The 11464-nt window shown below is 43.2% G+C and carries 11 protein-coding genes; 2 read left to right on the forward strand and 9 right to left on the reverse strand.

The genetic code is table 11. The annotated features are described in order from the left end of the window. Positions 1–75: 75 nt before the first annotated feature. Positions 76–1269 carry a cation diffusion facilitator family transporter gene (locus HMPREF1115_RS11500; protein ID WP_001076591.1) on the forward strand — a complete coding sequence of 398 codons (1194 nt, stop codon included), beginning with the start codon at positions 76–78 and terminating at the stop codon, positions 1267–1269. 52 nt (positions 1270–1321) lie between these two features. Here HMPREF1115_RS11500 and HMPREF1115_RS11505 read toward each other — a convergent pair whose 3' ends face one another. The 9 genes from HMPREF1115_RS11505 to cdaA all read right to left on the reverse strand — a co-directional run bounded on the left by HMPREF1115_RS11505 (position 1322) and on the right by cdaA (position 10346). Then, complete coding sequence (locus HMPREF1115_RS11505; protein ID WP_000969660.1) at positions 1322–1933, reverse strand: hypothetical protein; 612 nt, start codon at positions 1931–1933, stop codon at positions 1322–1324. After that, positions 1930–3798, reverse strand: coding sequence for an ABC-F family ATP-binding cassette domain-containing protein (locus HMPREF1115_RS11510; protein WP_001279101.1), 1869 nt, complete (start codon positions 3796–3798; stop codon positions 1930–1932). The genes HMPREF1115_RS11505 and HMPREF1115_RS11510 overlap by 4 nt, the downstream gene beginning before the upstream one ends. Beyond that, the gene (locus HMPREF1115_RS11515; protein WP_080569249.1) at positions 3795–4994 is read right to left on the reverse strand and encodes a CCA tRNA nucleotidyltransferase; all 1200 of its coding nucleotides are present in this window, start codon (positions 4992–4994) and stop codon (positions 3795–3797) included. Before HMPREF1115_RS11515 ends, HMPREF1115_RS11510 begins: the two co-directional genes overlap by 4 nt. Continuing rightward, on the reverse strand, positions 4991–5758 hold the full coding sequence (dapB, locus tag HMPREF1115_RS11520) for a 4-hydroxy-tetrahydrodipicolinate reductase (protein ID WP_000027881.1): 768 nt from the start codon (positions 5756–5758) through the stop codon (positions 4991–4993). The genes HMPREF1115_RS11515 and dapB overlap by 4 nt, the downstream gene beginning before the upstream one ends. A gap of 264 nt (positions 5759–6022) precedes the next feature. Further along, positions 6023–6871 carry a DegV family protein gene (locus HMPREF1115_RS11525; protein WP_000762155.1) on the reverse strand — a complete coding sequence of 283 codons (849 nt, stop codon included), beginning with the start codon at positions 6869–6871 and terminating at the stop codon, positions 6023–6025. 2 nt (positions 6872–6873) lie between these two features. Further along, on the reverse strand, positions 6874–7248 hold the full coding sequence (locus HMPREF1115_RS11530; protein ID WP_001050092.1) for a DUF1149 family protein: 375 nt from the start codon (positions 7246–7248) through the stop codon (positions 6874–6876). A 73-nt stretch (positions 7249–7321) separates the two neighbouring features. Further along, positions 7322–8674 (reverse strand): phosphoglucosamine mutase, encoded by a 1353-nt coding sequence (glmM, locus tag HMPREF1115_RS11535; RefSeq protein ID WP_000521464.1) that lies wholly within the window; start codon positions 8672–8674, stop codon positions 7322–7324. 30 nt (positions 8675–8704) lie between these two features. Next, entirely contained in the window at positions 8705–9502 is a 798-nt protein-coding gene (locus HMPREF1115_RS11540) for a CdaR family protein (RefSeq protein WP_001230931.1), read from the reverse strand. After that, positions 9489–10346, reverse strand: coding sequence for a diadenylate cyclase CdaA (gene cdaA, locus HMPREF1115_RS11545; protein WP_001010978.1), 858 nt, complete (start codon positions 10344–10346; stop codon positions 9489–9491). Before cdaA ends, HMPREF1115_RS11540 begins: the two co-directional genes overlap by 14 nt. A 136-nt stretch (positions 10347–10482) precedes the next feature. On the opposite strand from cdaA, the gene HMPREF1115_RS11555 reads away from it, so the two are divergent. Then, a complete protein-coding gene (locus HMPREF1115_RS11555) occupies positions 10483–11451 on the forward strand; it encodes an NAD(P)/FAD-dependent oxidoreductase (protein WP_000081033.1) in 969 nt (322 codons plus the stop codon). Positions 11452–11464 lie beyond the last annotated feature (13 nt).

Consider the following 11464-nt stretch of genomic DNA (forward strand, 5'->3'; position numbering starts at 1 on the left):
AAGCCTATATCGTTTGAATTTTCCTTTGAAAACCAGTATAATGGTAGAATACTAAATGACTAGAAAGGAAGCCCGATGAACCAATCCATGTCAAATCTCAAGTTGGCGGAACGTGGTGCCATTATCAGCATTTCGACCTACCTCCTCTTATCTACGGCAAAATTAGCGACTGGCCACCTCCTACATTCTTCCAGTTTGGTAGCGGATGGTTTCAACAACGTATCCGATATTATCGGAAATGTTGCTCTTCTGATCGGTATTCGGATGGCGCGCCAGCCTGCAGACCGTGACCATCGTTTCGGTCACTGGAAAATTGAAGATTTGGCTAGTTTGATTACTTCCATCATCATGTTCTACGTTGGCTTTGATGTTCTTCGGGACACCATTCAAAAAATTCTCAGTCGGGAACAGACAGTTATCGACCCTCTGGGTGCAACTCTCGGAGTCGTCTCTGCGGCAGTCATGTTCGCAGTTTATCTCTATAATACTCGCCTCAGTAAGAAATCCAAGTCCAAGGCGCTCAAGGCTGCCGCCAAGGACAATCTTTCCGATGCTGTTACCTCACTTGGGACTTCCATTGCCATCCTAGCCAGCAGTTTTAATTATCCAATCGTGGATAAACTGGTCGCTATCATCATCACTTTCTTTATCTTAAAGACAGCCTATGATATCTTTATCGAGTCTTCCTTTAGTCTTTCAGATGGTTTTGACGACCGTCTGCTGGAAGACTACCAGAAGGCCATCATGGAAATTCCAAAGATTAGTAAGGTCAAGTCCCAAAGAGGTCGCACCTACGGTAGCAATATCTACCTTGATATCACGCTGGAAATGAATCCCGACCTATCAGTCTATGAAAGTCACGAAATCGCGGACCAGGTTGAGTCTATGCTAGAAGAACGATTTGGTGTTTTTGATACTGATATCCATATCGAGCCAGCTCCCATACCTGAGGACGAAATTTTGGACAATGTCTATAAAAAACTACTCATGCGCGAGCAATTGATCGACCAAGGCAATCAATTAGAAGAACTCCTTGCTGAGGACTTTCTCTATATCCGTCAAGATGGAGAGCAGATGGATAAAGAGGCTTATAAGTCTGAAAAAGAACTTAGTGCTACGATTAAGGACATTCAGATTACCTCCATTAGTCAGAAAACCAAGCTCATTTGCTATGAGTTAGATGGTATCGTCCACACCAGTATCTGGCGTCGCCATGAGACTTGGCAAAATATCTTCCACCAGGAAACAAAAAAAGAAGACAAAGAGTAACCCTATCCAGTGGATAGGGCTTTTTGATTGATTGTCTTTAAGCTAAACGGGCTTATAGATATTTGGAAGATTTGCTTTTCGAAGCTTGTGTTGTCTGTTTTCTTGCTTGACGATTTTGTTCGATACGCCATTCTCTTTCATAGTACTTCATGGTCTTGTATACCCTTTCAGGAAGACCTATATCTAGTAGAAAGATAGGGATGATCAAATCTGCTGACGGATGAAAAGGGAAACACCTTCTCTTCAGTAGGACTATAAGTGATTGGGATTTCGCATTTTCCTTGTTTTTAAAATCAACTTCAATCCGGTAGGAATCCCTATACTTCCCTCGAATCCGAGAGAAGGAAAATTCCTCTACATCAGCCCAAGCGTAGAAATGACTGGGTTTCTTTGGATTCGGTTTGTAGTAAAACCCCTTAACTGTACATCTCAAATATTCCTTATCGGAACTTAACAGTCTGTATGTCTGATAAATGACTACTCCAGCACAAAAAAGTACAAGCAGCATCAACAAAAGACTTACCGTATGAAGTCCCGTCCCCTTTTGCGAATACGAATGGAGATAATAGAGAGGTAACAAGAAGAAAAGCACCGAAGCTAGGCCAAACAAGGCATTCCAAATGATTTTCTTGGGACTACGTTTAATGACTTTTTCTTCCATCATGCTAACTCACTTAGGTATTCATAGCGTTCGTATTTTTCAAGAAGTTCTTCGTTTTTCTCGTCTAGCTCTTTTTGAAGAGTCGCTAGTTTTCCAAAGTCGGAGCCATTTGCCTGCATCTCCTCTTCAATAGCAGCGATACGATTTTCTAAGGCTTCAATATCGCCTTCAATGCTTGCCCACTCCTGCTTTTCTTGATAGGTCATACGCTTCTTGTCTTCACGGACTTTGACCACTTTCTCTTTTTCGGCCTTTTGAACTTGACTTGCTGTTTCTGCTTCAAAAGCTTTTTCGTCAAGGTAATCAGTGTAATGGCCAAAGAAAGGACGAATCTTACCATTCTCAAAGGCGAGAATCTTGGTCGCTACCTTATCCAGAAAATAACGGTCGTGGCTAACTGTCAAGACAGGACCTGCAAAGCCCTGCAAGAAATTTTCCAAGACTGTCAAAGTCGCAATATCTAGGTCATTGGTCGGCTCGTCCAAAAGAAGAACATTTGGTTTTTCAAGGAGTAGTTTGAGGAGATAAAGGCGTTTTTTCTCGCCACCAGACAATTTCTCAATCAGGGTTCCATGCGTCGAACGTGGGAAGAGGAACTGCTCTAGCAACTCTGCAATGGAAGTCGTAGAACCACCACTGGTCTTAACCTCTTCTGCTACTTCCTGCAGGTAATTGATAACCCGCTTGCTCTCGTCTAAGCCTTCGATTTGTTGAGAGAAATAGGCAATGCGAACCGTCTCACCGATGATAACTTGACCTTTAGTCGGCTCAAGACTCCCTGCGATGAGATTAAGCAGAGTTGACTTCCCCACACCATTATCCCCAACGATTCCGATACGGTCTTTGGCTTGCACTAAGAGATTAAAATCTTGCAAAATGGGCTTGTTTTCATAGGCGAAGGAAACATTCTGAAACTCGATGACTTTTTTCCCAATCCGACTGGTTTCAAAGTTCATGGTCAAGTCTGTATCAGCAACGCCACCTGAAACTTCCTTTTTCAAGTCATGGAAACGATTGATACGGGCTTGTTGCTTGGTCGCACGTGCCTGTGGTTGTCTGCGCATCCAGGCCAGTTCTTGCTTATAAAGTTGTTCTTTTTTGTGGAGAAGGGCAGCTTCACGCTCATCTTGTTCCGCTTTTAGGCGGACATAGTCCTGGTAATTTCCCTGATACTCGGTCAAGCCTGCTCGGTCCAACTCGAAAATCCGCGTTGATAGTGCATCTAGGAAATAGCGATCGTGGGTGATAAAAAGGACGGTTTTCTTGGAATTTTTCAAAAAGAGGGTCAGCCACTCAATAGTCGCAATATCCAAATGGTTAGTCGGCTCGTCCAGAAGCAAGAGGTCGTGGTTTCCTAGGAGAACTTGCGCCAACTGAACCCGTCTTCTTAGACCACCTGACAATTCACCAACTGGAGTCGACAAGTTCTGAATACCTAGCTTGCTGAGAACCGTCTTGACCTGACTTTCAATTTCCCAAGCTTGGAGAGAGTCCATCTCTGCCATGACCCGTTCCAAACGAGCCTGCTTGTCCTCACTGTAGTTGAGCATGATCAACTCATACTCACGAATCAACTGGATTTCCTTGAGGTCGCTGGAGAGAACCGTATCCAAGACCGTCTTGCTATCATCAAAATCAGGATCCTGGGTCAAGTAGCCAATCTTATAGTCATTCTTTGCCGAAAAGGGACTGACATCCCCATCAAAACCTGAAACTCCAGAAAGAACATCTAAAAGGGTGGTCTTACCCGTTCCATTGACACCAATTAGACCGATTCTGTCCAAGTCATGGATGATAAAAGAAATATCCTTAAAAACGGTCTTGTCACCGACGGATTTACTTAGTTTTTCAACGATAAAATCACTCATTTTTTCTCCCTCAGGTAAGCATGGATAGCTTGACGATCATTTTCCAATTCTCCATCGACAATGGCAAACTCAATCTCTGTTAAAATCTCTCCCAAGTCTGGTCCTGGCTGGTAACCATATTCCTTAATCAAAATTCCACCATTAATCTGGATTTCTTTCTTATCATGAATGGTCAAACTCTGGTAAGTTTCTTTGATAGCTTGTGGATTGACTTCTTTTCCTTGGGCCTGACGAAGATTTTCTGCCTGTAAAAGTAAATCCAAGTCAAAGCGGTAACAATCGCGCTTGCTCAATTCTCCCTTTTCTCGCAAAGCCAAAATGGTCAGCAAATCCTGTACTTGCTTTGCAAACTGGCGTGAGGTTTTCCAAGCTTTCAAAAATGGCTGCGCATCTTTAATCTCTAAGGCCCACAATAGAGCCGCCCAAGCTTGTTCGGAAGATTCAAAAGTGAAATCCGCCTCTAAATCAAACAGTCTGTTGAGCTTGTCCTGGCTCCCTACCATATCTGGAAGATAGTCATAAGCTCGACTCTCAATCATGGAAGACAGACCAACTCGCCAAAAAGGTGCCAGCAAGAGTTTATCAAACTCAACGAAGGTGCGCTCTACAGAAATTTTCTCCAAGAGTGGCGTCAAAGTCTTCATCGCTTCAAAAGTTTCTTGCTCAAGTTTAAAACCGAGACTGGCCTGAAAACGAAAACCACGCATAATTCGCAGAGCATCTTCGTTAAAACGCTCACTAGCTACTCCAACTGCTCGCAAGACTTGGTTTTTCAAATCTTCTAAACCATGAAACAAGTCAATGATTTCGCCTGTCTCATCCAAAGCAAAGGCATTAACCGTGAAATCACGGCGCTTGAGGTCCTCTTCTAGCGAACGCACAAAGGAAACCGCACTGGGTCTGCGATAGTCCACATAGACATCTTCAGTTCGAAAGGTGGTCACTTCATATTCCTCGTCCCCATCTAAAACTAAAACAGTTCCGTGCTCGATTCCAATATCGGCTGTTCGCGGAAAAATCTGCTTGGTCTCTTCTGGATAGGATGATGTCGCAATATCTACATCGTGGATGGGACGATTGAGGAGGGCATCTCGAACAGATCCCCCAACAAAATAGGCTTCAAAGCCTGCTTCTTTAATTTTTTCTAATACTGGTAAAGCCTTCTGAAATTCAGAAGGCATTTGCGTTAATCTCATAATAAGTGTTCTAATCCATAGACAAGCTCATGACGCTTGACAACTTCTTTGATTCCCAAATTGACCCCTGTCATGAAGGAGCTGCGATCATAGGAGTCATGACGAAGGGTCAATCCTTCTCCCTGATTGCCAAAGATGACTTCTTGATGAGCTACCAAGCCTGGTAGACGAACCGAGTGAATACGCATGCCATCAAAGTCAGCACCACGGGCACCTGCAATCAATTCTTCCTCATCAGGCGCACCTTGTTGGATAGACTCTCGCACTTCCGCCATCAGCTCAGCCGTTTTAATGGCTGTTCCACTCGGAGCATCTTTTTTCTTGTCATGATGGAGCTCGATAATCTCCACATTTGGGAAATATTTGGCAGCCTGCGTTGCAAATTGCATCAGCAAGACAGCTCCCAGGGCAAAGTTAGGAGCAATCAAGCCACCCAAATCTTGTTCACGGGAAAATGCTTTTAGTTCTGCAATTTCTTCACTAGTGAATCCTGTTGTTCCTACGACAGGAGCAAGGCCATTTTCAAGAGCAAAGCGTGTATTTTCGTAGGCAACGGCTGGTGTAGTAAAATCCACCCAGACATCCGCTTCAACACCAGCCAAGTCAGCCTTATCATTGAAGACAGGAATTCCCTGCCATTCTGACTCAGACTCAAAAGGATCCAAAACTGCGACCAAGTCCAAGTCTGGATCAGCCAAGACCATCTGACAAGCAGCCTGGCCCATCTTTCCCTTAAAACCGGCAATAATTACTCGAATACTCATCTCTACTCCTGTCTAAGATACAAAGCCTGTAAGAACACAAAGTGAAAATAGGAGTTCTAATCAAGGAGTGTCTACTCCTTGGAAGAACTATCTTTTTCACACAGGGTTCCAGGCGTGTTCAATTATCAAGATACAAAGGACGTTAGCTGCCCATGAAAAATAGGGAATGGCACTGACTTTCCATGAAAGGTAAGACAGGCATCTTTTTTCAAGAGGCAGGTAGGCCGTGTTCAATTGCTAAGATACAAAGCCTGTAAGAACAATTTAGACGATTGGTGTATAGCTCAAGGCGATACTACCTTCTCCAAGGTGGGTCCCAATGACACTACCAAAGGTTTCAATTGGAATTTCAGCAGTCACACCACTCTCCATCAAAAGCTGACGTAAATCCGCTGCCTTTTGAGGAGCGTTCCCATGAATGACTGTTATACGGTAGTCCCCATCATTTGTCAACTCCTTGATGATTTCCACCAAACGTTTGATTGCTTTCTTTTCTGTACGAACTTTTTCGTAAACTTCAATCACTCCTTGGTCATTAAAGTAAAGGATAGGCTTGATACTGAGGAGATTTCCTAAGATAGCTGCCCCATTTGACAGACGTCCTCCCTTAACCAAGTGATCAAGGTCATCTACTATGATAAAGGCTGAATTATCAGCGATTTGGATAGCCAATTTCTCCTGAATCTGAGTAAAATCATCGCCTTGTTCTGCCCATTCAAAGGCACTCTCCACCATAAATCCTAGAGGGGAACTTGTGATATGGGTATCTGGAAAGGCAATGGTCAAGCCATCATACTCATCCAACATGTATTGGATGTTCTGATAAAAGCCTGAAATTCCTGACGAAAGAAAGAGTCCTAAGACATGGGTATAGCCCTCATCTTTCAAGGAACTTAGAATCTCATCCAGTTTAGCAATACTTGGTTGACTAGTTTTAGGCAATTCTGCAGACTGAGCCATTTTTTGATAAAATTCCTCAGCAGTCAGATTGACACCTTCAACATACTCCTCCCCATCGATATTGACAGGAATATCCAAGATAAATAGATTCTCTCTTTGCAGCGTCTTCTCCTCTAAATAGGCTGAAGAATCTGTAATGACAGCTAATTTCATGACTAAAACTCCAAATTAATCCCTGGAAGATCCAAGGCGATTTCTGTTACTTCATACGTCAAACGATTGAGCATGTTCAAACATGGACGTGCCAAGGTTTCAACTTCTTCTTGGTTAAATTCGCTTGGTTCGTTGACAATGCGACCTTCCACATGGTTCACTTGGGAAATCGTTCCGCTGATGACAAATTTGTCAAAGACAATCATGAAACTCAAGATAACAACAAGCGAAGTCACTTGATTTTCTTGGTCATGTTGGAGCAACTGAAAGTTCACGTCTACCTTGGTTTCAGGAGCTCCATTTTCATTTTCCCATTCAAAGTTACGAGCATCAAAGTGATACTGACTAACAAATTCTTGTTCTCGTTTAAGATTCATTTTTCTCTCCCATTGCTACAATTTACTATGCAATTGTACCACATTTTTATCATTTCATCTAGTTTTCTAGGCTTTAGTCAATTCCGATTTCATCTTTAACAACAGCAGCAATTGTATCTACGTAGTAGTTAACTTCTTCTGTTGTTGGGGCTTCTGCCATGACACGCAAGAGGGGTTCTGTTCCACTTGGGCGGACAAGGATACGACCGTTCCCTGCCATCTCTTCTTCCATCTTTTCGATGATTGTCTTGATGGCTGGTACTTCCATGGCCTTTTCTTTCATGGCATTCTCCACTCGGATATTGACCAGTTTTTGTGGGTAAATCGTCACTTCTGATGCTAGTTGAGACAAGCTCTTACCTGTTTCTTTCATGATTTTAGTCAATTGGACAGCTGATAATTGACCATCACCAGTTGTATTGTAGTCCATCAAGATAACGTGACCAGACTGTTCACCACCAAGGTTGTAGCCTGATTTTCTCATTTCTTCAACAACATAGCGGTCACCAACAGCAGTCACTGCCTTGTTAATACCAGCACTCTCCAAGGCCTTATGGAAGCCAAGGTTAGACATAACCGTTGTCACGATGGTGTTTTGAGCCAACTGTCCTTTTTCAGAAAGATATTTCCCGATGATGTACATGATCTTATCACCATCGACAATGTCGCCATTTTCATCAACAGCAATCAAACGGTCACTGTCTCCGTCAAAGGCCAAACCAATGGCTGACTGGCTTTCTTTGACCACTTCTTGAAGAGCTTCTGGATGTGTAGAACCCACATTCAAGTTGATATTAAGACCATCTGGTGTCTCACCGATAACAGTTATTTGAGCTCCAAGGTCTGCAAAGATTTGACGAGCACTCGTAGACGCTGCACCGTTAGCTGTATCCAAGGCCACTTTCATTCCTTCAAGAGGAGTTCCAGTTGAAACAAGGTAGCCTTCATACTTACGTAAACCTTCTGGATAGTCCACTAAGGTTCCCAAGCCTTCGGCACTTGGACGAGGAAGGGTGTCTTCTGTAGCATCCAACAAGGCTTCGATTTCTGCTTCTTTTTCATCATCAAGTTTAAAGCCATCCCCACCAAAGAATTTAATTCCATTATCAAGGGCTGGGTTGTGACTAGCGGAAATCATGACACCTGCACTGGCTCCCTCAGTTTTGACCAAGTAAGCTACTGCTGGTGTTGCAAGGACACCGAGTTTGTAGACGTGAATCCCTACAGAGAGGAGACCTGCCACTAAGGCAGATTCTAGCATTTCTCCTGAGATGCGTGTATCACGTCCTACAAAGACTGTAGGGGCTTCTGTTTCGTGTTGGCTAAGAACATAACCACCAAAACGTCCCAATTTAAAGGCCAATTCTGGCGTCAGTTCTACGTTTGCTTCTCCACGGACTCCATCGGTCCCAAAATATTTACCCATTTTATTTATCATCCTTTTCTACTATTTTATTTAGTCCTGTTTAGACGAGTCTGGTTTCGTTTCTGAATTCGTTGAAGACGAGCTGCTGGTTGAAGAGCCCGTTGACGAGGTCGTTGACGAAGAACTCGAGCTAGACGATACTGTTTTGGTTGTAATTTTCATTGTAGTGTCAAATGGCATAATGACGCTTGGTAGGACATTCCCATTTTTATCAACTGCTTGTAGTGGAACAGAGGCTGAATAGTTACCTGTTATCCGTTCACTCGTTGGCAAGATGGCAATGACACGATCTACTCTAGAGAGAGTTTCCTCGTCACTAATAACTGTTACTTTTTCATCTGACACAGTGACTGTATCAATTTTCACACGAGAATCAATCTGACTAGGATCAATCTCCGGCACAACGATTACATTGTCTCGTTTTGCTTTTTTTCCGACTTTGACTGTTATCTTTTGCGGTGTCGCAACAGCCGTCAAACCGCTCGGTAAATTTTCAATAGTAAGAGGAACTTCGATGGTTCCTACACTGGCATTGGTTAAGTCAGCTTTGACCTTGAATTTCCGAGTGCTTTCCTGCATCTCACTCGCCAAAGCAACTCTGTTTGACCCTGTCAAAAAGACGGTCACTTCAGATGTAAAACCACTGATAAAATACTGATCGCTGTCATACTGAATATCGATTGGGACATTAAGGACCGTATTGGTATAGGTTTCTGTCCTCACCTGTCTAGCACTATTGCTATTCTGATAGTTTGTTGAAGTCGCATAGATAAAGAGGATGCAGGCGAAAAAGAAGGAAGAAATAATATAAAGACTATTTTTTCTCATGTTTCAATCCTCCTAGCAAACGCTCTTTCAGACCCTGTTTTTTCTCGGATATTGGAAGCAAGATTCTTCTTAACTCCGATTCAAACTCTTCCAAGGTCAAATCATGCTTAAAGACTCCATTATAGGTGATTGAGATTCCGCCTGTTTCCTCTGAAACCACAAAGGTAAGAGCATCTGATACTTCCGACAAACCAATTGCCGCCCTGTGACGTGTTCCAAACTCCTTGGAAATTCCTGTATTTTCAGTCAGAGGTAGGTAGGCTGAAGTTACGGCAATCCGGTCTTCTCTGACAATGACCGCACCATCGTGTAAGGGTGTATTGGGGATAAAGATATTAATCAATAACTCAGAGGAAATCTTAGCATCTAGAGGAATCCCAGTTGAGATGTACTCCTGCAAGGTTCTCACTCGCTGAACTGCTACCAGAGCACCAATCTTACGAGGACTCATGTACTCGACTGATTTAACAAAGGCACGAACCATTTGCTCTTCCGCACTAATAGGGGCATTGTAGAAGAAATCAGTAGCTCGACCCAATCGTTCCAAACCAGTCCGAATCTCTGGTGAAAAGATAACTACTGCTGCGATAACCCCATAAGTGATGATCTGATTGATCAACCAGGAAATGGTCGTCAAACCAATCATATTGGACAGAATCTGGCCTAAAATAAAGACCAGGACTCCCCGCACCAGTATCATGATTTTGGTCCCTGCAATCGCTTTGGTAAAATGATATAAAATATAAGTCACAATGAGAATATCAATCAGATTGGTGACTATTGTCCAAGGGCTTGAAAACAAACTCGTCCAGTATTGCAAATTGGATAATGGTTGAAAATTCATCCCTGGCCTCCTCCCTGTCAAAACACTTTCTGTACCATTATACCATTTTTTGCCCATTTTTTCCCTATCCTACCTCATTTTAAATTAAGCAAAAATATGATAAAATAAACTGATTAGAAAAAACGAAGGAGAAATCATGTCTCAACTCTATGATATTACTATTGTAGGTGGCGGTCCTGTTGGGCTCTTTGCTGCCTTTTACGCCCACCTCCGCCAAGCCAAAGTCCAAATCATCGACTCCCTTCCCCAGCTAGGTGGCCAGCCTGCCATCCTCTACCCTGAGAAGCAAATCCTTGATGTACCAGGTTTTCCAAACTTAACTGGGGAAGAGCTGACCAATCGCTTGATTGAACAGCTAAACGGCTTTGAAACACCGGTTCACCTCAACGAAACTGTTCTTGAGATTGAAAAGCAAGTTCAAGGTTTTACCATCACAACCAACAAAGGAAGTCACCTGACTAAAACAGTCATCATTGCCATGGGTGGCGGTGCCTTTAAACCACGGTCACTCGAATTAGATGGTGTTGAGGACTATGAAAATATCCACTACCACGTTTCCAACATTCAACAATACGCAGGCAAGAAAGTGACCATCCTTGGTGGGGGAGACTCAGCTGTGGACTGGGCTCTAGCTTTTGAAAAAATTGCGCCAACTACTCTCGTTCACCGTCGAGATAACTTCCGCGCCTTGGAACATAGTGTGCAAGCCCTGCAAGAATCATCTGTGACCATCAAGACACCGTTCGTCCCTAGCCAACTCCTTGGAGATGGTAAAACACTCGACAAACTAGAAATCACCAAAGTCAAATCAGATGAAACCGAAACTATCGAAGTAGACCATCTCTTTGTCAACTATGGTTTCAAATCATCTGTCGGCAACCTTAAAAATTGGGGTCTGGACCTCAACCGTCACAAGATTATCGTCAATAGCAAGCAAGAGTCTAGCCAAGCAGGTATCTATGCTATCGGCGACTGCTGCTACTATGAAGGTAAGATTGATTTGATCGCTACAGGACTGGGTGAAGCTCCAACAGCTGTTAACAATGCCATCAACTACATTGACCCAGAACAAAAAGTTCAACCCAAACACTCGACCAGTTTATAAGAAAAAAACCACG

This window comes from Streptococcus oralis SK610 (assembly GCF_000257455.1).
GTDB lineage: Bacteria > Bacillota > Bacilli > Lactobacillales > Streptococcaceae > Streptococcus > Streptococcus oralis_CB.

What these genes read in the sequence shown, in the direction of transcription:
- HMPREF1115_RS11500 (WP_001076591.1), top strand. Translation starts at nt 76, where the DNA reads ATGAACCAATCCATGTCAAATCTCAAGTTGGCGGAACGTGGTGCCATT.
- dapB (WP_000027881.1), bottom strand. Translation starts at nt 5,758, where the DNA reads ATGAGTATTCGAGTAATTATTGCCGGTTTTAAGGGAAAGATGGGCCAG.
- glmM (WP_000521464.1), bottom strand. Translation starts at nt 8,674, where the DNA reads ATGGGTAAATATTTTGGGACCGATGGAGTCCGTGGAGAAGCAAACGTA.
- HMPREF1115_RS11510 (WP_001279101.1), bottom strand. Translation starts at nt 3,798, where the DNA reads ATGAGTGATTTTATCGTTGAAAAACTAAGTAAATCCGTCGGTGACAAG.
- HMPREF1115_RS11540 (WP_001230931.1), bottom strand. Translation starts at nt 9,502, where the DNA reads ATGAGAAAAAATAGTCTTTATATTATTTCTTCCTTCTTTTTCGCCTGC.
- HMPREF1115_RS11525 (WP_000762155.1), bottom strand. Translation starts at nt 6,871, where the DNA reads ATGAAATTAGCTGTCATTACAGATTCTTCAGCCTATTTAGAGGAGAAG.
- cdaA (WP_001010978.1), bottom strand. Translation starts at nt 10,346, where the DNA reads ATGAATTTTCAACCATTATCCAATTTGCAATACTGGACGAGTTTGTTT.
- HMPREF1115_RS11515 (WP_080569249.1), bottom strand. Translation starts at nt 4,994, where the DNA reads ATGAGATTAACGCAAATGCCTTCTGAATTTCAGAAGGCTTTACCAGTA.
- HMPREF1115_RS11505 (WP_000969660.1), bottom strand. Translation starts at nt 1,933, where the DNA reads ATGATGGAAGAAAAAGTCATTAAACGTAGTCCCAAGAAAATCATTTGG.
- HMPREF1115_RS11555 (WP_000081033.1), top strand. Translation starts at nt 10,483, where the DNA reads ATGTCTCAACTCTATGATATTACTATTGTAGGTGGCGGTCCTGTTGGG.
- HMPREF1115_RS11530 (WP_001050092.1), bottom strand. Translation starts at nt 7,248, where the DNA reads ATGAATCTTAAACGAGAACAAGAATTTGTTAGTCAGTATCACTTTGAT.